The sequence below is a fragment of the Tenacibaculum profundicola genome, assembly GCF_057220795.1.
The window spans coordinates 807,542-831,700 of sequence record NZ_CM170137.1; the positions used below are offsets into that span (position 1 = coordinate 807,542).

Genomic DNA, 24,159 nt, shown 5'->3' on the forward strand with positions numbered 1-24,159 from the left:
CGCAAAGGCAGGCATTGGTTTTACATGTTGTTATGTATGGATAGCGACACGTATTGCTTGGCGACAAATACACACATAACTTTTAATTTATTTTTAAAGAAGCTTTGTACAAAAGACGAAGCTTACACTTGGCTTATACAAAACTAACTCAACCAAAGATAAAAAATAGGTTTTATAATTCTGACCTTAATTTTTATCGTTTAATATCAATCCTAAAATCTTTATAAATGCTTACAAAATCACAGTCTTATTCTCATTCATTATAGTAAGCAATTTTTAGTTTTTGTTCTTATCCTCTATCCACCCAAATTGGAATTTATTTGTTTTCAAAACCATTCAGAGCGGTCATACATAACGTTTGTGTAATAACAGTGCCGTGAAATGCGGCTGGAACTTAGCGCGCAAAGGCAGGCATTGGTTTTACATGTTGTTATGTATGAATAGCGACACGTATTGCTTGGCGACAAATACACACATAACTTTTAATTTATTTTTAAAGAAGCTTTGTACAAAAGCCGAAGCTTACACTTGGCTTATACAAAACTAACTCAACCAAAGATAAAAAATAGGTTTTATAATTCTGACCTATAATTTTTATCGTTTAATATCAATCCTAAAATCTTTATAAATGCTTACCAAATCACAGTCTTATTCTCATTCATTATAGTAAGCAATTTTTAGTGTTTGTTCTTATCCTCTATCCACCCAAATTGGAATTTATTTGTTTTCAAAACCATTCAGAGCGGTCATACATAACGTTTTGGCTAAGCTGCGTTTTAATGCAGTTTAGGTGGTGTTGTATGGCGTTTCACTTGTTTTTTAGTTCTATTATCCGTCCATCTATGTCCTGCACAACAGCGATAATTCCCCATTCAGTTTCTTTAATATCAGCTTTTATAATCCAATCAGTATTTTTTAATTTATCAATAACTAGGTTTAAACCAGAGATATCAAATCCGAGCCTAAGGTTTCCGTCAGCTTTTGTCATTGATTTAGTCAATGGATAAATCTCAAAAACAAAACCATTCTGTTCAGAAGCGTAATGATAAGGACCTTTCCCATGTCTATGATAATCAAATTCAAAACCAAGTAATTCGTATTGTTCCTTTAAAAGTATTGGTTTTTCAGTTCTTATTACTATTAGGTTAATATTCATTTAACTTCCAATAATTATTTAGTTTATTATTAATGCTTTTTAAAACTTAGATTTTTCCAGTAAAAAGCAAATAATAGAATAAGAATATTAGAAACCCCACAACAGCTTTTTTGTAAGAAAAATATTTAATTCCTTTGTTAATAAGAGAGAAGTTATCATAATCTCCTTTTGGTTGCATCAAAACATCATATGACTGAAAACGAAGTTTTTCCTTTGAGTCTTGATTTATACCGTCATCACTAAAATCATATTTTATTGTCTTAGCTTTATAATAAGCAATAAAAAGACAAAGTATACAAATTAATATAATCGGAAAATTCATTTCATTTACTAAGTTTGGATCAGGATCAAGAAATGGATCGAATCCTCCTATTAATCTCAATGGTAAAATCATGCTTAATTTATTTAATATTACTTGTTTTCTTTAATTTATGAATTGGCTTTAATGACATACAACGTCTCTTGTATGGTGCGTTTGCATCCCGCAGGGTGCATATGCATTATACAAATTGTTGTAAACTTTATTTTATTTTTTCCATTTCAAGTGTCATTCCACTTTCATCAAGATGAAATAATTTCTTTCCGTTGGTTAGCCTTATAGAAATACCCATAATTGAATAGCTATCATCTTTGTTCCCAATTTTTATAAATTGCTTATTATGTTCAAATAACCATTTAGTTCCATTTGTCATTTGTGTTATCATTCCAAATAACTCAGATTTAGAAGAAGTACTTAATTTAAAATTCTCACTCTCATTAAAATCAAAAATTGAATTTTTAAACCCTTCAATTAATGGTTTAAATTGAGGGCTTGTTGGTTTTTCTGTTATCGATATTACTTTCCAAGTTCCATTTATTTGTTCTTTATCAAAACTTTGTCCCAAAGAAGTAAAACTAATCGTAATAAAAAATAATAAGCTAAATGTTTTATTCATAATTGTTTATTTTCTTTTGTAAATTAACACGTATTTTTCTCTATCCGCTATAGTCATTCCCTCTTTCGAAAAAATCAATATTTTTTTCTGTACTGGTTTTTGATAGTAAAATCCGTCCTTTCTTTTTTTTACAATTTTTACTTTTTTTAGAGAAGGCAAATATGGACTATCAGGTTCAATTCTTAATTCCAGATTTATTTCATTAGTTTTCTTGTCAAGAAACCAAGTACCATATGAAGTGTTTAAAGGGTTAAAACTTTTATAAGTTCCGTCATCATTAAACACATAATTATCTCTATTTACATTTTCAATTCCCATATCTCTCCCAAATCTAATCAGAGGGATTTTTGTCTGCTTTTCTCCATTACCATCTTGCAATTCTATAAACTCCCATTCTCCTATTAAATCAGATTCAGTCAGGTTTTGTGCAATCCCAATTTGGAAAATCAATAGCGATAACACTAAAAATATTATTTGTCTCATATTGTTTACAACGTTTGTGTAATAACAGTGCCGTGAAATGCGGCTGGAACTTAGCGCGCAAAGGCAGGCATTGGTTTTACATGTTGTTATGTATGAATAGCGACACGTATTGATTGGCGACAAATACACACATAACTTTTAATTTATTTTTAAAGAAGCTTTGTACAAAAGCCGAAGCCTACACTTGTTTTATACAAAACTAACTCAACCAAAGATAAAAAATAGGTTTTATAATTCTGACCTTAATTTTTATCGTTTAATATCAATCCTAAAATCTGTATAAATGCTTACAAAATCACAGTCTTATTCTCATTCATTATAGTAAGCAATTTTTAGTTTTTGTTCTTATCCTCTATCCACCCAAATTGGAATTTATTTGTTTTCAAAACCATTCAGAGCGGTCATACATAACGTTTGTGTAATAACAGTGCCGTGAAATGCGGCTGGAACTTAGCGCGCAAAGGCAGGCATTGATTTTACACGCTGTTATGTATGTAAAGCGACACGTTCTACTTTGTGGCAAATACACACGTCAATTTCTTTTTATTTGCAATTAAAACTCTACACTGTATTAAGCCTAAACTGTTAAAATGCAAAACTTTAGCACCTCAAAGATAGTAAATTATTTTTATTTAGTTTGGTTTTATAAAAATCCATCATCATATTGCGTCCGCTATCATGGTGAATCTTCTTTTCACCCGAGTAAGCAATTTTATCCACCCAAATTGGAATTTATTTGTTTTCAAAACCATTCAGAGCGGTCATACATAACGTTCTGTGTATGGACAGTAGGGCAGATTCGAAGCACTTCACTATCGGTTTACCACTAAGCCAAAACAAACGTTTTTACTTTTAATTTTCTTTTTGTTAAACGTCAAAACTTTGTTTTGGCGTTGCCTGCTCAAAGAACAGGACTTTCAATTTATTCTTAATTGCCCTATTGGCTATACACCTCTTAAGTTAGCATTTTATTATATTAGTTAGTTAATCATAAAGAACCAAAGAGTGGAATAAGGTTATGATACACGCAGAGACTTTGATTTCGTCAACATTGATAATCCCTACTCTTTTCTATGTCAAATTCGTTCAGTTCTATGAAGCTTTTAGACTTCGATTTTAAGTTGTTGAATTCACAATAGAGTGGCTCTTTACAATCCTTTTTTCTTATGAATAAAGATATAAAATATTTAGGAATAGACATTAGTAAAGATGTCTTTGATGTATACGATAATAACAAAACACATTATCAGTTTACCAATAGTATTTCAGGCTTTAAAAAGTTTGTAAAATTGTTAGATCCAAATACCATTTGTGTGATGGAAGCCACTGGATATTATCACAGTCGTTTGGCATACTTTTTACTAGATGCAGGTATCGGTGTTTGCGTGGTTAATCCATTAAAGATTAAACGCTATATCCAAATGAATCTATCAAAAATAAAAACCGATAAGAGTGATGCTAAAATGATTCAGCAATACGCAGAGGATTGTACTCCTAAACTTTGGACAGGGCAATCAAAAACCCAACAAGAAAACCTGCAAATAACTCGTATACTCAGTGTTTATATTAAACAAAGCACACAGCTAAAAAACAAAATACATGGAGAAGAAGTCTTAGGATATCCCTCAAAAGCGGTAGTAAGATCTATTAAAAGAAGTCTGAAAAATCTAGAAAAGGAGATGGAATTATTAGAAATAGAACTGCTAGAAAATGTAAAAAAAGAGTACCAAGAATCGTTAACGTTATTAAAAAGTATCCCTGGAATAGGAAATAAAACAGCTTTAATGTTACTGGTTTTTACCGATGGATTTGAGCGTTTTCACAGTGCAAAAGAACTATGTAGTTATGCTGGGCTAACGCCAATAATAAGACAAAGTGGAACCAGTGTTAAAGGACGTCCAAGAATTAGTAAAATGGGGAATCCTAAACTGAGAAATTTACTATTTATGTGCAGTTTTAATGCTTGTAAATACAACAGTGCTTGTAAGGCACTTTATGATAGAATTGTTGCTAAAGGGAAAAGCAAAAAACTTGCTTTAATAGCAGTGTGTAATAAACTATTAAAACAAGCATTTTCTATCGTTAAAAATGGTATCCCATACAATGGAGAATATAAAAGTACTGTAGTTGTAAATTAAAGTATTTTTACTTGGTTTTTACCTCAGTTCTTTGTTGGCGTGTCGTTTTTCTTTTTAAGTCAATCTTGCTTCACGGGTTAATTTGGACTTATCAATTACCAAGTCGTTGCTGAACCAGTCAGTGATAACTTTTTCTATTTCATTGTCATTATATGTCTTTGGATTGCGTCTGGACTTTATGTAATTCTCTCTTGTCATTTTCTCTGCAAGTTGTCCGACTGTTTTTAAGTCAAGTTCATTTCCGGTCTTAGTGGTAAGCCATAGACCACCAATTGAAAGGCCAAGTCCAGCAAGTGCAAATTGCCAAGCAAATGCAAGTCCAACCAAAGAGGATAAAAGGAGCAGAACAAGAAATCCTGTCACATAATGAGGTGGTCTTAAGAGTGATAACCTAAATCCTAAACCTTGTTCTATTTGCTTTGTCTTTGATTTTCTTATTTGCCTTGGTAAGAGGTCTGCGAGTAAAGAATCTGGAGTTATTTGTTCTTTGTCAACTTGCAATGCAGAAATCAATGAGCTCCGCAATTTGTAAAAGGCTTGTTGTGTTGTACAGTCGTCTGTATGGTCAAGTTGTATTTTGTTCTTGATGTGGTCGCACATCTCACCGAAAGTCTGAACGTGAGCAAGCTCGTTGTCGGCAAATTTGATGTCAAACGAGTCCTCCACTTTTACGAGTAAGTCCTCAATATCCTCTGGGTCGATATTTTTTAGTTCAAATTCTTTCATCTTTTAATGCACGCCAACGTTTGGGGTATGGTTTGTTGTTGTGTTTTGGCTCTAAGTTAGTAAATAAAAACCTAGACTTTGGTTAAGCAATTACGTTCTAAAATTAGCACTTTAATAACAATAAATTATACCCTCTTGTTAGCCATAGTTATTTAATCTTTATGATATTTGAAATCATATAATTCTATTTTTTCAATGTCATCTCTCCATTGTTCAACCGAAATAACATTTGGATAGCACGGATGTATGGATGTTTCAATTAAATCGTGCCGCCCTATTATTTTGATTTTTGCTTTATAAATAATTGGCTTTTCAAGTTTGTGAATCACTGTTAAAAGTATTCCGAAATCTGATTTATTGAATTTAATATAGATGTCATCAAAATTTTCGGGTTTTTCCTCCATAGAACTCATAAATTCCGATGGTTCAATTATATTCTTTTCCTCTATAATTTTAAATTTAACTATTCTATCTTTTTTAATTTTCGCATTTAAATTCAATTCCTTTTTTATAGGAATAATTATTTTACCCTTATTGATTTTAGCTTGTTCTTGTCCTGATAAAGTGAAAGTTGAAATAAGAAAAATCAGAAGTATTAAGTTTATTTTCATATTAATTTTATTGTCTGTGATTTTATTATGGCCAACGTTTTGGCTAAGCTGCGTTTTAATGCAGTTTAGGTGGTGTTAGCCACAGATTTTTATTCAGTTTCATTGTATTCCAGTATATCAGCAGGTTGACATTCAAGAGCCTTACATATAGATTCTAATGTCGAAAATCGAATTGCTTTTGCTTTTCCAGATTTTAATATCGAAATATTAGCTGTTGTAATTCCAATTATTTCGGCAAGTTCTTTACTTTTCATTTTCCTCTTGGCTAGCATAACATCAAGATTTATTACAATTGCCATAAATTAAACTGTTAGTTCATTTTCTTCTTTAATTCCTTTTGCCAAATTCAGAGCATTGCTTTGAATGATAAAAAACATTCCAATTATGGACAAAAACAAAGGAATTAATAGATTGTTATCATATATCAATTCAAACTTTCCTCCAGTTAGTTTGCTTATCCATAAAACAACAATAAGAGCAAATGATATAATTCCTGTGTAAAGAAAATTATTTCCAGATTTTTTTAAGTTTACTATGGTGTAATCGGAAAAATATTTGTTCGTTAATAAGAACCTTGCCATTTTTCTCAAAAAATACAGACCTCTTAAAAATATTATATAAGCAAATAGACTTACAATAAATATTGACCAATAAAATAAACTCCAATCTTCTACACTCATATTTATTTGGTTAATATTGACAGTTCCAAAAGGTATTATAAATATTATTCCAATTAGTCCAATAAAATGTAGAATGTAAAGTATATCAACCAGTGTTTTAAATAATATTGCTTTTTTCATATTTGAAGATTTAATTATTCAAATATACAATAATTATTGATAAACAATAATATATTTATGATTAACAATGTTTTTTTGACTTGTGGCTAACGGGAGTTTGCGCACAAACTCTGATTATTATTGTAAAAGTAGCTATTATTTCTTTTTTAGCTTGTTCTAAGGGTGCTTAATTATTAGTGGATTTACAACGAGGAAGTTACTTTTAAATAAATAGGGTCTTGTAAAGTCTAAAAATAGCTTGTATAGGTGCAAAATATGTCGGTCAAGCGCTTTTAGCTTGTTTTTTAGATCGTTTGGAGTAAAAATAGACATAAGTCTTCTAAGGTTGTAAACCATCATCATCAAATTAACTTCTGAAAGTACGTTTTCTTTGCCTTTCATAAGTGTAAAGGTAAATCCCCATTGTCGTTTTAAAGTGCCGAATTGATGTTCGGTTACTTGTTGCCTTAACCTATAATAGTCTGGATTTGAATCTACTCTTTTTTTATTATTCTCAAGGGCTTCTTGGTAAATGGATCGTTCAATAAATCGTCCGTTTTTATTGGTGGTACATTGTGCTCTAAGGTCACAATTTTTACAGGCTTGTCGGTTTTTATAATGTTTTACTTTATGCTTGTTTTTATTGTAAATAGTTCCGTTGGTTTTAAGTAGTTTATTAGCAGGACAGGTATAATAGTCTTGTTGTGGATTGTATTTAAAAATTTGCATATCATACAAGCCGTTGTTTTGAGAAGAATGTGCCTTTGGTGATGAAAATGTTGTAATGTTATTTTTGGTGCAAATATCAATGTGCTTCCCTGTTGTATAACCTTTATCTGTCAAAACATTCATCTGTTTCAATTTTAGTATTTTTTTTGCATCTAAAGCCATTGGAGACAGCGCATGAGTGTCGTTTACTGTTCCCGTATCGTTATTAATAAATAGGTTGTGTTTACTATCACATCCAGCCTGTATACAATAACCTACATTGATGATGTTTCGGTGTAGCACCACACTTCTGGCATCTGGATCGCTTAAACTTATTTGTGTTTGTTCACTATCAATAAGTTGCTTTTCTATGTTTATATAATTAAGTTTTTTATTATGCTGATACTCTATTTTATGTTTGATTTTTTCTTGTTTATCGAGCTCATCTTCTTGTTCTAATTGACTTAGGTATTCATTTATTTTATCATCAATATACTTGATATGCCTGTCAATTTTCTTTTGGTTAAAATTGTTTTTGAGTGCATTCTGAGCTCTAATTTTAAATGAATCTATTGCTATAGTTTGACCATCAATAAGCTCCATGTCTTTAAGCATTAGTACAAAATATCTAAAGGCCTGTTTAAATGCTTTTGAATTATCTTTTCTAAAGTAAGCAATTTTACGAGCTGATGGTTTGAGTCCTTTGATTAGCCAAATCACTTCCATATTAACCTGACAGGCATGTGCTAACTTGCGTGATGATCGTAAATGATTTTTGTAGCCGTACAACAATAGTTTCAATAAGTCTGTTGTGGCATATGGTGGACGTCCCTGACTTGCATGTTCATGCTTAAAACCTAAAGTATCTATTGGTAAACACGCTACAAACAAATCAACTATTCTAGCCCAAGAGTCTTGTTTTACAAATTCATCAAACGATATCATTTGTAATTGATTTCGGTCAAATCCTTGAATAAAATCCATATAAAAATTAGTGTTTAATTACACTATTAAAATACGAATAGTTAATCAAATTTAAAACCTTTATAGTAAGAGTTTTTGCGCAGTCTGACGGTTTGGCTAAGCTGCGTTTTAATGCAGTTTAGGTGTTGTTGTAGCTAGTTTTTAACAGCTATATTTCCACTATTTTCGATTGTTAAATTTCTCCCAATTATTAAATCTTTTTTCCAAAATAGGTTTCAGTTCATCGTAGTTTTCCCAACTATCTTTTATGTGATACAAAGTTGGTAAATCCTTTCCCAATTTTTCAGAGTAGTCTTCTAAAAAACCTCCTTTTTCATAATATTCAAAAGTAAATTCATTTCCTTTTTTGTTTAAATCTTCGTCAATTAAAACACCATCAAGGTTTTTCTCAAAAAATTCCGCTCCAGTAATTTCTCTGTTCTTTACTTTTTCAATTTCATCTATTAATAATTCGTTATTTTCATATTTGAAAAATCCTTTTTCTATAATCCAAGTTAAGTAAAATCCTGTATGAACATAACCTTGGGAACTGTTTAATTCTTTCGGAAATTCTCCCCCAAAATGCCATTTTGCTTTATCATAAACTCCTTTAAAATCAATAGGTCGCTTTTGGGTTTCTATTTCAATATATTTTTTGACAATATATTCTTGTTTTAATTTATTCAATTCATTTATTGCTTTTTCATGAGTTCCACAATGTTTAGTAGAATCACAAATTCCACTTTTCCCTATTTTTCCAGATTGAATTTTCAATAGATGTCCATCAATTTCTATCTGAATAAAATCAGTACTTATTCTATTTTTCTTTTCTAATCGGATTTTCATTTTTCAAATTGGCTAGTAGAGTAGAGCCTGATAGCTATCTCTATATTTTTGTATTACTTGTTTTACCAAATATACAAAAACAAAATAGCTATCAGTGCCCCCTTCATCAAACCGTACATGAAGTTTTCCCTCATACGGCTTACCGAATAGAGTTCTTCATTCCGCTTTCGAGAGTGTCTTTAAGCGAGCATACTTTTCTATGTCTAGAAGATTATACAATCTAACTAATGTCTCATAGGGACGCTGGCGAAGCTTCCGATGTGCTTTTCGACCTTTTCTTTTCATCCATTTAAACAGTTGGTAATCCAATTGTTTCTTTATAACCTTGATCGTTTCCCAAATATGGGTCGTTTTACTTATTGAGTAATAATTCAACCAACCTAGAATTACCTTATTTAGTTTCCATACAATCCAGGGTATAGTCCAATGCCGTCGTTTATATAATGTATCCCGAAGCTTTCGGAATAGTTTACTCCGTGATTTATTACTAGGACGAATATTGGTATACTTCTTTTTGTTCCAACTAAATTTCGAGCGTATACTCCTAATTTCAAATCCTAGAAAGTAGAGACTGCTCTTGCTCGTATGTAATAACTTGGTTTTATTCGGGTTTAATCTTAATCCCATATTCGATACTATTTTACCTAGATAACTTAGTATATCTTTACTGAAATACCATTTCCCCATTAGAAGAAAATCATCTGCAAAACGTACTATACGAATTTGTGAGTGGGCAAATTTACCTTTTGGATTTGTTACTATTTTGTCTAATTCATGCAAGTAGATGTTTGATAGTAGTGGAGAGATTACCCCTCCTTGTGGGCTTCCTTGTTTACTCTTTAACAACTCCTTTGTTTCTAATTGTATAGGAGCTCTTACCCATTGGTGAATTAATCCAAGTATCGAAGTATCTGAAATCTTTCGCTTTAAGCAAATAAACAGGCGGTCATGAGGGATACTATCAAAGTACTTCGATAAATCGGCGTCCAGTACAAATTGATACCCTTCGTAGATATTTGTCTTTACCTGCTTTATTGCGTCTTTGGCACTTCGCTTGGGCCTGAATCCATAAGACGTAGCTATAAATTCAGTTTCCCATAGCGGTTCTATGGCCATTTTTACTGCCATTTGAACTATCCTATCTTTTATGGTAGGTATTCCTAATGACCGAAAAGATCCTTTCTCTTCTTTTGGTATCAAAACTCGTTTAATTAAATTACTTCGATACCGTTTCTCCCTTAATTCATTTTGTAAGTTTGTTAAGTAAGTCTGTAGACCTGATTGCTCGATACTAGCAATACTAACACCATCTACTCCCCTTCCTTTTGTGTAGTTTTGTTTAACTCGATAGAATGCAGTGATTAGAAAATAGTCTAAACATATTTTATCATACAAACTATGTGCTACAAAACTGCTATCTCTCTTGGCTGTAATGTATAGCTTCCTTTGAAAAACACGAACTTTCTCATCGCATTGCGATGGACTTACTAATAGATTTTCATCAATATAGGTCGTTCTGTTTTTCATATAAGCTTCTCTAAAGTAGAGCCCCTTTCCTAAATAGGGTTATGTTGTCCCTATAATTATCGGTACTATGAGCTCCTCCGACTTCTCTTATAACCATTGCTGGATTTCGTAATACTTATACCAGCATGTTTTGCCTTGCCAATGCTTATTATAAGAGACCTCCCACGTTCCGTATAAATCCATCTATAATCACGCCATCCCTATGACTCCGGCAACTCTTCCATAGTCTCGCGACTGTTTATCCTATGGAAGTGACAGGGTTCGAAGACCGTCAAAACTCTCCCCAAATTGCGAGTACACCTATCGAAGCTACTATGGGTTCACGTATTACACATTACGGCTTGATTATTTGTCCTCTAGAGCTTCAGCAACACCCTCACGGATGCAACTGTCTAGATTCCTTCAGAGTGAACAGCCAATTACTCTGGTGGGATTTACACCCACTGGATTTACACAACTTCGTGGCACACCAACGGTTTGGCTAAGCTGCGTTTTAATGCAGTTTAGGTGGTGTTGAACTAATCCTCGTACCTCGGAAGCTTTTTTCAACAATCTAAAAATACTTAAATTTATCAATCAAAATTAAATATTATGTATAAAAAAAAGTAAAACCATTTTAGAAACTGCTGTAGAGCAAACTCCAACCTTTTCAAATTTAGTAACTCGATTAACAAAAAGCTTTGCTATTAACGGTAAATCCACTAGTACTTTAAACAATTACCTAAGGTGTTTGGCACATCTGTCTATATACTACAAATCCAGTCCTGAGATTTTAGATATCGAACAGATTAACGATTATCTTTTTTATTGTCAAAACCTTCACAAATCGCCTTCTGAGAGTTTTTTTAAGCATACCATTTTCGGACTTCGTGCGGCTTACAAGGTCATGGGGATGGAACAAAAAAGAGTACAACTACCACAAATTAAAAAACAAAAAGGCCTACCCATAGTACTTAACAAACAAGAAGTACGTGAACTATTAAAAGCACCTAAGTTTTTAAAACATCGTCTTATGCTTGGACTTATCTATGGTTGTGGTTTACGAAGCTATGAACTCTGTGATTTACTCCTATCGGATGTTGATTTTAATCGTCAAACATTATTTGTTAGAAAAAAAAAGGAAAAACAGATCGATATCTTCCTTTAAGTAAAATGCTAATTAGAGGATTACAGAATTACCTCGAAACAGAAAAACCTGTTAAATACCTTTTTAACAGTCAAGTCACTAAAAATGGACTCCCTCAACCTATATCTGTCAGAGCCATACAATGGGTTATTAAAGAAAGTAGCGCTAAGGTCAATACCAAAAAAAAATTCACAGCCCACACCCTACGTCATTCCTTTGCTACACACTTATTAGAAGATGGTCTTAATATCATGAGTGTTAAGGAACTCCTAGGCCACGCTCATATACAAACCACTATCATCTATCTGCATGTTGCCAATACAGGAAGTTCCAGAAAATTTAGTCCCTTAGACACCTTATACTAAAGGTAATGTTCCCTAAACATACCGTAGCGGATGTATTGAATATACAAGTAGAGCATCTAAAAGAATTAACCAGCAGTAGCTGGCATGAAAGAACCTTACACGCCATTAGAAAATGCCGTACCAAAGCCCTTGGCGGACATTTAGATTGGTGTAAAGCCTGTAACAAATTACATTTACAATTCAACTCCTGTCGTAATAGGCATTGTACCACTTGCCAAGGACATAAACAACAACTATGGATTCAAGCTAGAACCAAAGAACTATTACCGGTGCCCTATTTTCATGTGGTGTTTACCTTACCCGATACTCTAAATCCAGTAGCTGTTCAATATCCTAAACAGATCTATAAAATGCTATTTGATGCCGCTTGGGAAACTTTAACTGCTTTTGGTGATAACCCCAAACATCTTGGTGCTAAAATGGGAATGATAGCCGTATTACATACTTGGGGGCAAAATCTGAGTTTACACCCACATTTGCATTGTATTGTTCCCAAAGGAGGTGTTACTAAAGCAGGATATTGGAAAAAAGGGAACCACAAAGACGATTTCCTATTCAGTGTAAAGGCAATAAGTATAAAATTTAGAGGTGTCTTTGTGGCTAAACTACGTAAAGTAATTCCAGATGTAGACCAATCATTATATGATGATTTGTTTAAAAACAAATGGGTTGTTTATGCAAAGCCTCCCTTTGGAAAACCAGAAAATGTAATAGAATATTTAGGGAGATATACTCATAAAATAGCCATTAGTAATCACCGAATAATAGCTATTAATAAAGAAGAGAAAACAGTGGCTTTTCGTATCAAAGACTATCGTAAAAATGGACAAAAAACCATCCTAACTTTAAAGATTAAAGAGTTTATTCGACGGTTTCAATTGCATATTCTACCCAAAGGATTTACCAGAATTAGACATTATGGAATTTTAAGTAGTAGTTGGAAAAAAGTAAAGTTACCAAGATTACAATTGCTATTAGCAGATAAAGAGCTAGATACTATTGACCTATTTATCCCTACTGAGAAAAGTGTACACAGATGTTGCCCGAGTTGTAAAAAAGCAAGCTTAATTACATTGCTAACTTTTGACTCTAGAGGACCTCCAAAAAACTATCTAAAAATAGCTAAACATAAAATTAAAAAATACATGACTTAAAAAATGACATTAAAAAAGTGTCCTAGACAATTAATGCCTATATTTAAGAAAAAACCAAATAAACAAGCAGATTAAGCTATGAATTTTACAATCAGAAAGAAAAAGTAACAAATTATAAACTAAGACACATAAAAATAGCTAAACTTCTCTTAGAAAATAACGAATCTTCAATTACTAAAATAATACAAAATTATCGTTTTACCCCTTACTGTCAACGGATCAGTCAACAGGGCATATAGCGTTAGCCTATCGGCACGCCATATGCTTAGTTATTGTATGCCGTTTTTATTTTATTCATTTCGTTTTCAGCGGTGGCGTAAAAGCTCTTTTAAATTTGTGAGGCACGAGCAAACTTTAAATGTGCTTGCACTTGCGTTGGCTTTACTATACTGCTTTTCTCATTAATTCCTTTACCATTCCAAAAACCATTGAATTAAATTCTTCTTTAGCTTCTGGGTTATCGTTTATCACTTTATAAAAGTCAAAGTTCGTTGTTACGTGTTTAAGCAATTCATCTTGTGCAATTTTATCGCTTGTAATTCTTGCATTTTGCTCATCTGAATGATGAATTGAGTTTAGCATATCCTCATTTTTAGCAACTCCATTTACAATGCTTTCAGCCATTTGTCTAACCTTATCCGCATCTTCAAATTCAGTTCCGTAACGGTCGTTAAAAGTGCTTATGATATTCGATAATTGGTCGATTTCAGGTTCGTTTACGCCACCTCTCATATCCGTTGGAATTGGCTGTAAATCTTCTCCTTGTTCCATTGCAATATTGGTAGTAGCTTCTAGTTGCAAACGGTAGCTATCCATATCAATATTATCTAAAACACCTTGTGAAAAGTCTGGTTCAGATTCTGTTACAAGTTTGTTTTGTAAGTGATTTAGGAAAATATACAAACGCTCTAAATACGCATTTTCAAAATCTACAATTTGAGATAAGAAGATATACAAACGCACATAAGTCTTTACTTTAGCTCTAAAGTCTGCCTGTTGCTCTTCTTCTAACTCGTCTCTAAAAACAGCACTAGATTGGTCTAAAATATCGTGTAATTGATCTACCGATACGTTTGCTAATATCTTATTTGAAAAGTCCTCTACTTGCTCACGAGAATACACTTGGTAATTGTCCAAAGCATCTTGTAAATCAAATAACTTATTTGGGTCTGTACCTTCTCCTAAAATGGTGTTTTCAAAATAAGGAGTAAATGCTTTTTCTATATCTTCTGATGAATTGGCAAAGTCTAAAACAAAAGTATCTTGCTTTAACGGGTGACTTCTATTTAAACGAGATAAGGTTTGTACTGCATTAACACCACCTAATTTTTTATCTACATACATTGTATGGAGTAGTGGTTGGTCAAATCCTGTTTGGAATTTGTTTGCAACTAATAAAAACTTGTATTCGTCTTTTTCAAACTCTTCAGGAATATTTCCACTAGGAAAACCGTTTAGACTAGCTTCTGTTTCTCCATCAATTTCTCCTGAAAAACCTACAACTGCTTTATACGGACTATTGATAGATTTTAAATATTCATCAAAAGCGTGTTTGTATTGAACGGCTTTAGCTCGGCTACTTGTAACCATCATAGCTTTTGCTTTACCACCCATTTTTTTCTTTTTTACCACATTGTCCATAAAGTGTTCTATCATTAAAACAGATTTCTTTTTTATGGCGTGGTCGTGACCTTCTACATAGGCTTTTAATTTCTTTTGAGCCTTCTTCTTATCGTATTCTGGGTCTTCTTCTACTTTTTTAAGTAAGGCATAAAAGCTTTGGTATGTAGTGTAATTCTGCAATACATCTTTTATAAAACCTTCTTCTATGGCTTGTTTCATAGAATACAAATGAAACGCTGCATATTTAGTTTTACCATCTTGTTCAAAGGCTTCTCCAAATAACTCTAAGGTTTTGTTTTTTGGTGTAGCTGTAAAAGCAAAGTAACTGGCATTAGGTAATAGTTTACGAGCTTTTACCATTGCTCTAATAAAGTCTTCACCTGTTACTTCATCACTTTCTGTTTCGTCATAGTCTTCTAAATCACTTTGAAGTTGTTCTTCTCCAGTTACTTTAGCCAATGTTTCGTTTAGTTTACGAGCCATTTGACCACTTAAACTACTGTGTGCTTCATCTATGATGATTCCAAAATTATTCCCTGGTAAATCTCCAATATCTTCAACGATATGTGGGAATTTTTGAATGGTAGTAATAATGATTTTTTTACCTTCTTCTAAAGCAGTTTTTAATTGCTTACTGCCTTCTGTAATGCCTTCTACAACACCTTTTACTTGTTGGTATTGTTTTATGTTTTCTCGTATTTGTTTGTCTAATACTCTACGGTCTGTAACAACAATAACGGTATCAAAAATAGTTTTAGAACCTGCCTTGTCGTGTAAACCCACTAATTGATGTGCTAACCAAGAGATAGAATTACTTTTACCAGAACCTGCTGAATGCTGGATTAAATATTTTTGACCTGCTCCTTTTTCTTGTGCATCTTTTAAGAGCTTAGAGACGGCAGTTAATTGATGAAAACGTGGAAAAATTAGTTTTTTACTTTTCTTTATTTTCTTCTTGCCCTTTGCGTCTTTGTATTCTTTTTCTTCTGTAATTAATTTGGCATAATTCTGAAGAATATTGGTAAGTGTTTCTTTAGTTAAGATTTCTTTCCACAGGTAATCTGTTTTTATGCCACCATTAGGTTCATTACCCGCTCCGTTTTTGTTTCCTTTATTGAACGGTAAAAAATAAGAGCTGTCACCTTTTAGTTCTGTACACATCCATACTTCTTCTGTGTCTACTGCAAAGTTCACCACCATTCGTCCTAAACGAAACAATTCCTCATTAGGATCACGATCTGTTTTGTATTGCTTTATGGCGTGTTTTACATTTTGCTTGGTGAGTTCGTTTTTAAGTTCAAAACTGATGACTGGCAAACCATTAATAAAACTAACTACATCTAAAGAGTTTTTGTTTTTAGTTGAATAATATACCTGACGCATTACAGAAAACAAGTTACTTTGATACAACTCATTTGCACTTTGGTTGTACGCAGAAACAGGTTTATCATAAAACAAACGAATTTTAGTATCTGTAAAACCATCAGTAACCCCTTTACGCAAGACTTCAATAATACCTTTTAGTTTTATTTGGTCGTTGATACGTTTTAGTATTTTTTGCTGGTACAGGTCTTTGTGGTAGCGTTTTAGTTTTTCTACTGCTTTAGGTTGGGTAGCTTCTAAAAATTGAAACAAGAGTTCACTATCTACACAATTTACATTGTCGTAATCTTGTGATGTACGCAAAACATAATCATTAGTATTTACCAAATGGTCTACAATGTGCTTTTCAAAGCCGTTTTCTTTCGTATTAGTGGTTTTACTCATTGTTAATCTGCTTTATTATAATTTGACGCTTCTTCTGCTACCATCTCCAAAGGTTCTTCTGTGTTTGGTACTTTAAAATCTCTTACATCTATTTTACCTGTAACTGCTTCTGCAATTAATGCGGTTTTGTATTCTTCAACTAAAGTGATTTCCTTTTCTATGGTGGAAATGGTTTTTACGATTCTTTTACATTCGTTTTCTATATAGTTGACGATTAGTTTTTGTTCTTCAATGGATGGAATTGTTGTGTATATTGTTTTTAAATCATTAATGTTGAATCTATAAACTTTTACACCTGTTGCATACTTTTGAAGTTCTTTTGTAAATATTTTTGAAGAATAATATAAATACTTTTCATACACAATTTTGCTATATGGTTTTAATATTAATTGTTCTCCACCTAATAAGCCCAAATCATTTCTATTGTAAAAAACAGCATGCCCTAAATCTTCAATAGTTTCAGAAGTTGAAACTATTATTACATTACCATAACTTACAATTTGACTTTCCTTATAAAATTCCTCATTAACATAAAATTCAAATTCTTCATTAACTTCATCAACTTTATAAGTCTTTCCATACTGCAAAGCAACATATTTACCATTGTTTAGTAGTTCATCTTTTTTAAAACTTGAATTTCCTCTAACAAAACTACATACTCCAGTAAGTTTAGTAAACTCCCAATGCTCAGGAATATCACCTAGCCATTCAATACCAGAAGGTTTTAGTTTGGCATTAGGGTTAATACCTTTGGTAACCGCTTTGTTTATGATTGCTGCTTTTTGCTCTGTAAGGAGTTCTATTAGCTGTTTTTTCTTAGTAATAAAACGGTCTATTTTTTCTAGTTTGTAATCTAGGAAATTGGCAATAGCGGTTTGTTCAGATAAAGGAGGAAGAGCAATTTTTAAAGCACCAAATTGATCTCTGGTTAACGTAGTTCTTATTCCTGTGCCTTGTGAAAACAAATAGTTATTATAATCTTGAAGTAAATAGTAATAATAGTAATATCTACTACTTACATTAGCTCTAGGTTTAATGTTTGTATATGCAGAAGTTATAATTCCTGTCTTGTTAGAATGACCTACAATCCTTGGAGTAACATCCATATCAAACAAACATAGAACAATTGAATCAGGTTCAATTATTTGATAAGTTCCCATATCTGAATGGTGTTTACCCATTCTACTTTCCATATCTCTAAAAATCACTCCTTTCACAGAAAGCGATAGTACCTTATAGTTTGGAAAGTCTTCGCCAACAACTAATTTTGGAAACTCAAAACATCTTTTTGTGTCTAACTCCTTCCAATGCTCTGGAATTTCTTTAAGCCAAGAAATATCAGTTCTTTTATAGTTTGAATATTTCTTCATTAGTCAATGATTTCTTTTAACAGTCCTTCAGTTTCATTCTCTAAGGAAAGAATATCTTTTGCAATATTATCCAATGGTCTTAATGACTGATATTCATAAAAATATTTACTAAAAGGAACTTCATAACCAACTTTAATTTTCTTTTTATCGTACCAAGCATCTTCAGCAAAGGGTAAGACTTCACGAGCAAAATAGTCGTCAATATTCTCAGTCATTGGAACATTTTCAGAATCCTTTAAATTCTTGTCTGATTTTGGATTTCCTTTTTTATCGGTAACAATAGTTCCGTTTTCGTCTTTTTCAGGTCTATGAGTCGTTATTTGATAAAAGCCAAAATCTTCATTGTTAAATATTTTAGAATATTCATTTTCTTCAAAATCGAAATACAAATTCTGAACATCTAAAATGTGTTCAGAGTCTAGTTCGTTTCTTTTGCTTCCTAAAGGTTTTCTTCTCTTCTTGTAAAATGCTTTTGAAGAAGCGTTTATCAACTGTACTTTCCCTTTACGTTCTTCACTTTTATTGTTACTTAAAAACCAAACATAAGTAGCAATACCTGTGTTATAAAACATATCATTTGGTAGTTGTATAATACATTCTAGCAAATCGTTTTCTAAAATGTATTGGCGTATACCGCTTTCACCACTACCTGCATCACCTGTAAATAATGCAGACCCATTATGTACAGAAGAAATACGGCTACCACCATCTTTGGGGTCTTTCATTTTAGACAACATATGTAGCATAAACATTAACTGTCCGTCATTGCTACGAGAAGTCAAACATTGTTTTTCTAGTTCTCCTTTAAAATTTTTAATCTCTAGGTTAAAACGAGTGTCGTTTATTTCTATTTTTTTTGCTGTACCTACGTTTAGTTCTTTTTGGTCTTCTTTCCAACTTGTACCATACGGTGGGTTGGTAAGCATAAAGTTAAACTTAAGGTTAGGGTCAAAACCATATTTACTTAGCGTAGAGCCAAATTGTATTTTGTCTGGATCTTCACCTTTTAGTAACATATCCGATTTACAAACCGCATACATTTCGCCTGTGTTTTCTTGTCCGTATAAATGGAAACTAGCTTTCGATTTTATTTCCCCATCAGGGTTGGTGGCAAACTTTTTAGATTGTGTAAGCATTGCTCCAGAACCTGCACAAGGGTCGTATACTAAATAAGTTCCTTTTTGTATTTTGTCTTTTACAGGCAAATAAACCAAGTGCGTCATTAATTCAATAATTTCTCTAGGGGTAAAGTGACGTCCTGCGGCTGCATTGGTTTTTTCATTAAACCTACGAATCAAGTCTTCAAACATATAACCCATTGCCATTGGCGAAATTTTCTCTGGGCGAAGTTCTACTTTAGGGCTACAGAATTTTTCAAGTAAAGAAAAGGTAATCCCTGTAGTTTCAAAGGTTTCTAATTGGTTCCGAAACTTAAATTTTTGAATGATGTCTTGTACATTTTCAGAAAATCCGTTTAAGTAATCTAAAAAGTTTGCATCAATATTTTTAGGGTCGTCCAACAACTTTTTCATTGTATATGGAGACGTATTGTAAAATTCTAATCCTGATCCGTGATCCTTACTAGTTAGTAGTCCAGAAAGGTTATCCATTTTACTTTTAAACTCGTTGTACGTTTTTAGTACTTGGTCTTTGGTTGGTTCTAGAGCCAAATCCAAACGTCTTAAAACCGTCATTGGTAGGATAACGTCTTGGTATTGGTTTTCTAGGTATTTATTTATCAATACATCATCTGCTACGGTCCAGATAAAATTGATAATAGGTTGTAAACTTTGTGTATCTAAATTCATTTTTTGTCTTTCGCTTCTACTAATAGTTCTTTGGCTTCAATGCCTAATATTTCTGCAATTCTGTATAAGTCCTCAATGCTTGGTTGTCTTCTGTTCTGGGCGTATGAGTTTACCATATTGTAACTTTTACCCAGTTGTTCAGCCAACCACTTTTGTTTAATTCCCTTGTTTTCTAAAACCTCTTTTATTCGGTTCATTTTTGAATTGTTTTATTCAGCCCTCAAAATAGGAATTATATTTCAATATCTCATTAAATGAGTATTAAAATAATCATTCAGTTTGGGTGGTGCTGAGGCACGAAGCGACAAATGTGCTTGAACGTGCGGTGGCTTTTCTTTTTTCCAATGGCATACAACGGGAGTTTGCGCACAAACTCTGATTATTATTGTAAAAGTAGCTATTATTTCTTTTTTAGCTTGTTCTAAGGGTGCTTAATTATTAGTGGATTTACAACGAGGAAGTTACTTTTAAATAAATAGGGTCTTGTAAAGTCTAAAAATAGCTTGTATAGGTGCAAAATATGTCGGTCAAGCGCTTTTAGCTTGTTTTTTAGATCGTTTGGAGTAAAAATAGACATAAGTCTTCTAAGGTTGTAAACCATCATCATCAAATTAACTTCTGAAAGTACGTTTTCTTTGCCTTTCATAAGTGTAAAGGTAAATCCCCATTGTCGTTTTAAAGTGCCGAATTGATGTTCGGTTACTTGTTGCCTTAACCTATAATAGTCTGGATTTGAATCTACTCTTTTTTTATTATTCTCAAGGGCTTCTTGGTAAATGGATCGTTCAATAAATCGTCCGTTTTTATTGGTGGTACATTGTGCTCTAAGGTCACAATTTTTACAGGCTTGTCGGTTTTTATAATGTTTTACTTTATGCTTGTTTTTATTGTAAATAGTTCCGTTGGTTTTAAGTAGTTTATTAGCAGGACAGGTATAATAGTCTTGTTGTGGATTGTATTTAAAAATTTGCATATCATACAAGCCGTTGTTTTGAGAAGAATGTGCCTTTGGTGATGAAAATGTTGTAATGTTATTTTTGGTGCAAATATCAATGTGCTTCCCTGTTGTATAACCTTTATCTGTCAAAACATTCATCTGTTTCAATTTTAGTATTTTTTTTGCATCTAAAGCCATTGGAGACAGCGCATGAGTGTCGTTTACTGTTCCCGTATCGTTATTAATAAATAGGTTGTGTTTACTATCACATCCAGCCTGTATACAATAACCTACATTGATGATGTTTCGGTGTAGCACCACACTTCTGGCATCTGGATCGCTTAAACTTATTTGTGTTTGTTCACTATCAATAAGTTGCTTTTCTATGTTTATATAATTAAGTTTTTTATTATGCTGATACTCTATTTTATGTTTGATTTTTTCTTGTTTATCGAGCTCATCTTCTTGTTCTAATTGACTTAGGTATTCATTTATTTTATCATCAATATACTTGATATGCCTGTCAATTTTCTTTTGGTTAAAATTGTTTTTGAGTGCATTCTGAGCTCTAATTTTAAATGAATCTATTGCTATAGTTTGACCATCAATAAGCTCCATGTCTTTAAGCATTAGTACAAAATATCTAAAGGCCTGTTTAAATGCTTTTGAATTATCTTTTCTAAAGTAAGCAATTTTACGAGCTGATGGTTTGAGTCCTTTGATTAGCCAAATCACTTCCATATTAACCTGACAGGCATGTGCTAACTTGCGTGATGATCGTAAATGATTTTTGTAGCCGTACAACAATAGTTTCAATAAGTCTGTTGTGGCATATGGTGGACGTCCCTGACTTGCATGTTCATGCTTAAAACCTAAAGTATCTATTGGTAAACACGCTACAAACAAATCAACTATTCTAGCCCAAGAGTCTTGTTTTACAAATTCATCAAACGATATCATTTGTAATTGATTTCGGTCAAATCCTTGAATAAAATCCATATAAAAATTAGTGTTTAATTACACTATTAAAATACGAATAGTTAATCAAATTTAAAACCTTTATAGTAAGAGTTTTTGCGCAGTCTGACGGTTGGGCTATGGTTAGTGCGGGAATTAAAAGTAATGAATTTCCGATTAAGCACTTAGCCAAAACTTTTTTATTTGTTTTATATTTTCTATTTCAAACCCAAATCAAAAAGATTTGGCGGACTTAGTTAAAAAGCACTACACTTTGGGTTAAGCACCAAAACCCGTATTAATTATAGCCATTGTTGTAGCTAGTTGATTTCAGAACTATTAATATGAATTATAATCGGATTTTCTCCATCACTATTTCGTTTTGAACGTCCACAGAGTCCAATTGTAATATCGTTAGGTGATTTTGATTCTATTTCCGTCGGATTAACATACGTGTACATTCCATATCCGTGTCCTGAAACTATCCAGCCTTCTGTTTGATTTAAAGTAATAACATTAAAATCTCCAGCAGGTCCACCAGCAAATACTGGTCCGAATTTTTCCATAAGTTTTATTGCTTCTCTTTCAATGTTTTCAACTTGGGTGATATCATCGAATATTATATAAGTTCCATTCTTAAACAATACCCAGTCTTTAAATTTAGGATTTATAGCAAGTTTTACATTATCTAATAATGATTTAGGTTCAATTTCCGTTTTCTCTGATACATTTTTAGATTCTGTGTTTTTATTTTTATTACCACAACCAACTAAAAATAGTGAAGTCAGAATAAGTATTGTGAATATTACTTTCATTGCTATGTTTTTTTGGGCTTTAATTAGCTACAACGTTTTGGCTAAGCTGCGTTTTAATGCAGTTTAGGTGTTGTTAGCAATAGTATTACTCAATTTGTTTATTTCCTATATATTTAACTTTATGGTGTTCAATATAATTCAAAATCCCTTGGTTGTTTAATTGAACTTCTGACCAAATGGTATCTGTCTCTATTTCATTACTATCTTCTAAAGGATCTTTATAATTTGATATTTCAGTGCTAGAAAGACCATAATCACTATACCATTCACCATATTTTTTACCAGACCAACCTCCATCACCGCCTTCATAGCCTATAACTCCAATACTAATTATTTCAATTCTATCTTTCCTTGTTGTTGCTGCATACAAGGTTTTACAGCAACTCTCGTCATCATAAGTAAAAGTAAAAAGGTTAAAATTAGGATACTCTTTAAATTCTTGGAAGCAATAAGATTCGGGGTAATCACTGGGCAAATTATCCGGAAATCCAAAATCAATCTTATGAGGTGTTATATACTTTGAAAGAAAGCTTTTAGATATTCTATTCCTTCTTTTAGTTTGGGTATAATTATGTTTTACATTAATTTTTCTTGATAATTTTGATGTTTTTGAGATAATATAATTTACATCTAAAATAGAATCTTTAATCGAAATAGAAGTTTTTCTTTTATTCAATGAGTCAGAATACGATTTTTCATTTAAAACCTTAGATTTTTCAAATTTACTATTTTCATTTTTAAATCCCTTTTTCAACTCTTTTTTACAGGAAAGTACAATTATTACTAAACTTAAAATTATTCTTTTCATATTATTGCTAACGTTTGTGTAATAACAGTGCCGTGAAATGCGGCTGGAACTTAGCGCGCAAAGGCAGGCATTGGTTTTACATGTTGTTATGTATGGATAGCGACACGTATTGCTTGGCGACAAATACACACATAACTTTTATTTTTTTTTAAAGAAGCTTTGTACAAAAGCCGAAGCCTACACTTGTTTTATACAAAACTAACTCAACCAAAGATAAAAAATAGGTTTTATAATTCTGACCTTAATTTTTATCGTTTAATATCAATCCTAAAATCTTTATAAATGCTTACAAAATCACAGTCTTATTCTCATTCATTATAGTAAGCAATTTTTAGTTTTTGTTCTTATCTTTTATCCACCCAAATTGGAATTTATTTGTTTTCAAAACCATTCAGAGCGGTCATACATAACGTTTGTGTAATAACAGTGCCGTAAAATGCGGCTGGAACTTAGCGCGCAAAGGCAGGCATTGGTTTTACATGTTGTTATGTATGGATAGCGACACGTATTGCTTGGCGACAAATACACACATAACTTTTAATTTATTTTTAAAGAAG

General features: G+C 32.3%; 22 protein-coding genes. 4 read left to right on the forward strand and 18 right to left on the reverse strand.

Translation table 11 applies throughout. The features are described from left to right. Positions 1-808 precede the first annotated feature (808 nt). From AC2TDS_RS03310 to AC2TDS_RS03325, 4 genes are all read right to left on the reverse strand, one after another. Positions 809-1,156 carry a VOC family protein gene (locus tag AC2TDS_RS03310; protein ID WP_484737704.1) on the reverse strand — a complete coding sequence of 116 codons (348 nt, stop codon included), beginning with the start codon at positions 1,154-1,156 and terminating at the stop codon, positions 809-811. Positions 1,157-1,202: 46 nt separating this feature from the next. Further along, entirely contained in the window at positions 1,203-1,550 is a 348-nt protein-coding gene (locus AC2TDS_RS03315; RefSeq protein ID WP_484737705.1) for a hypothetical protein, read from the reverse strand. Positions 1,551-1,677: 127 nt separating this feature from the next. Further along, complete coding sequence (locus AC2TDS_RS03320; RefSeq protein ID WP_484737706.1) at positions 1,678-2,091, reverse strand: hypothetical protein; 414 nt, start codon at positions 2,089-2,091, stop codon at positions 1,678-1,680. Positions 2,092-2,097: 6 nt separating this feature from the next. Next, the gene (locus tag AC2TDS_RS03325; RefSeq protein ID WP_484737707.1) at positions 2,098-2,574 is read right to left on the reverse strand and encodes a hypothetical protein; all 477 of its coding nucleotides are present in this window, start codon (positions 2,572-2,574) and stop codon (positions 2,098-2,100) included. A 1,166-nt stretch (positions 2,575-3,740) separates the two neighbouring features. Between AC2TDS_RS03325 and AC2TDS_RS03330 the strand changes: the two genes are divergently transcribed. Next, on the forward strand, positions 3,741-4,712 hold the full coding sequence (locus AC2TDS_RS03330) for an IS110 family RNA-guided transposase (protein ID WP_484737689.1): 972 nt from the start codon (positions 3,741-3,743) through the stop codon (positions 4,710-4,712). A gap of 54 nt (positions 4,713-4,766) precedes the next feature. Here AC2TDS_RS03330 and AC2TDS_RS03335 read toward each other — a convergent pair whose 3' ends face one another. From AC2TDS_RS03335 to ltrA, 7 genes are all read right to left on the reverse strand, one after another. Next, on the reverse strand, positions 4,767-5,438 hold the full coding sequence (locus tag AC2TDS_RS03335) for an acyl carrier protein (protein ID WP_484737708.1): 672 nt from the start codon (positions 5,436-5,438) through the stop codon (positions 4,767-4,769). A gap of 152 nt (positions 5,439-5,590) precedes the next feature. Next, positions 5,591-6,049 carry a hypothetical protein gene (locus tag AC2TDS_RS03340; RefSeq protein WP_484737709.1) on the reverse strand — a complete coding sequence of 153 codons (459 nt, stop codon included), beginning with the start codon at positions 6,047-6,049 and terminating at the stop codon, positions 5,591-5,593. An 89-nt stretch (positions 6,050-6,138) separates the two neighbouring features. After that, positions 6,139-6,348, reverse strand: coding sequence for a helix-turn-helix domain-containing protein (locus AC2TDS_RS03345; RefSeq protein WP_484737710.1), 210 nt, complete (start codon positions 6,346-6,348; stop codon positions 6,139-6,141). Between the two features lie 3 nt (positions 6,349-6,351). Continuing rightward, on the reverse strand, positions 6,352-6,849 hold the full coding sequence (locus AC2TDS_RS03350) for a DUF2975 domain-containing protein (protein WP_484737711.1): 498 nt from the start codon (positions 6,847-6,849) through the stop codon (positions 6,352-6,354). Between the two features lie 156 nt (positions 6,850-7,005). Continuing rightward, the gene (locus tag AC2TDS_RS03355) at positions 7,006-8,520 is read right to left on the reverse strand and encodes an IS1182 family transposase (RefSeq protein ID WP_484737691.1); all 1,515 of its coding nucleotides are present in this window, start codon (positions 8,518-8,520) and stop codon (positions 7,006-7,008) included. Between the two features lie 159 nt (positions 8,521-8,679). Then, the gene (locus AC2TDS_RS03360; RefSeq protein ID WP_484737712.1) at positions 8,680-9,345 is read right to left on the reverse strand and encodes a DUF7832 domain-containing protein; all 666 of its coding nucleotides are present in this window, start codon (positions 9,343-9,345) and stop codon (positions 8,680-8,682) included. Positions 9,346-9,501: 156 nt separating this feature from the next. Further along, positions 9,502-10,872 (reverse strand): group II intron reverse transcriptase/maturase, encoded by a 1,371-nt coding sequence (gene ltrA / locus AC2TDS_RS03365; RefSeq protein ID WP_484737713.1) that lies wholly within the window; start codon positions 10,870-10,872, stop codon positions 9,502-9,504. A 730-nt stretch (positions 10,873-11,602) separates the two neighbouring features. On the opposite strand from ltrA, the gene AC2TDS_RS03370 reads away from it, so the two are divergent. From AC2TDS_RS03370 to AC2TDS_RS03380, 3 genes are read left to right on the forward strand one after another with little or no spacing between them, the layout of a single operon-like run. Further along, the gene (locus tag AC2TDS_RS03370) at positions 11,603-12,019 is read left to right on the forward strand and encodes a tyrosine-type recombinase/integrase (protein WP_484737694.1); all 417 of its coding nucleotides are present in this window, start codon (positions 11,603-11,605) and stop codon (positions 12,017-12,019) included. 5 nt (positions 12,020-12,024) lie between these two features. Continuing rightward, entirely contained in the window at positions 12,025-12,363 is a 339-nt protein-coding gene (locus AC2TDS_RS03375; RefSeq protein ID WP_484737695.1) for a tyrosine-type recombinase/integrase, read from the forward strand. Positions 12,364-12,368: 5 nt separating this feature from the next. Next, on the forward strand, positions 12,369-13,517 hold the full coding sequence (locus tag AC2TDS_RS03380; RefSeq protein WP_484737696.1) for an IS91 family transposase: 1,149 nt from the start codon (positions 12,369-12,371) through the stop codon (positions 13,515-13,517). 384 nt (positions 13,518-13,901) lie between these two features. Here the strand turns inward: AC2TDS_RS03380 and AC2TDS_RS03385 are convergent, their stop codons facing one another. From AC2TDS_RS03385 to AC2TDS_RS03415, 7 genes are all read right to left on the reverse strand, one after another. Next, entirely contained in the window at positions 13,902-16,907 is a 3,006-nt protein-coding gene (locus tag AC2TDS_RS03385; RefSeq protein ID WP_484737714.1) for a type I restriction endonuclease subunit R, read from the reverse strand. Positions 16,908-16,909: 2 nt separating this feature from the next. Beyond that, positions 16,910-18,277 (reverse strand): restriction endonuclease subunit S, encoded by a 1,368-nt coding sequence (locus AC2TDS_RS03390; protein WP_484737715.1) that lies wholly within the window; start codon positions 18,275-18,277, stop codon positions 16,910-16,912. Next, the gene (locus AC2TDS_RS03395; protein WP_484737716.1) at positions 18,277-20,085 is read right to left on the reverse strand and encodes a type I restriction-modification system subunit M; all 1,809 of its coding nucleotides are present in this window, start codon (positions 20,083-20,085) and stop codon (positions 18,277-18,279) included. The genes AC2TDS_RS03390 and AC2TDS_RS03395 overlap by 1 nt, the downstream gene beginning before the upstream one ends. Then, complete coding sequence (locus tag AC2TDS_RS03400; protein ID WP_484737717.1) at positions 20,082-20,282, reverse strand: helix-turn-helix domain-containing protein; 201 nt, start codon at positions 20,280-20,282, stop codon at positions 20,082-20,084. Before AC2TDS_RS03400 ends, AC2TDS_RS03395 begins: the two co-directional genes overlap by 4 nt. A gap of 224 nt (positions 20,283-20,506) precedes the next feature. Continuing rightward, the gene (locus AC2TDS_RS03405) at positions 20,507-22,021 is read right to left on the reverse strand and encodes an IS1182 family transposase (protein ID WP_484737691.1); all 1,515 of its coding nucleotides are present in this window, start codon (positions 22,019-22,021) and stop codon (positions 20,507-20,509) included. A gap of 278 nt (positions 22,022-22,299) precedes the next feature. Continuing rightward, positions 22,300-22,794, reverse strand: a complete 495-nt coding sequence (locus tag AC2TDS_RS03410) for a hypothetical protein (RefSeq protein ID WP_484737718.1) — start codon at positions 22,792-22,794, stop codon at positions 22,300-22,302. An 85-nt stretch (positions 22,795-22,879) separates the two neighbouring features. Continuing rightward, complete coding sequence (locus AC2TDS_RS03415) at positions 22,880-23,602, reverse strand: hypothetical protein (RefSeq protein WP_484737719.1); 723 nt, start codon at positions 23,600-23,602, stop codon at positions 22,880-22,882. Positions 23,603-24,159: the final 557 nt, after the last annotated feature.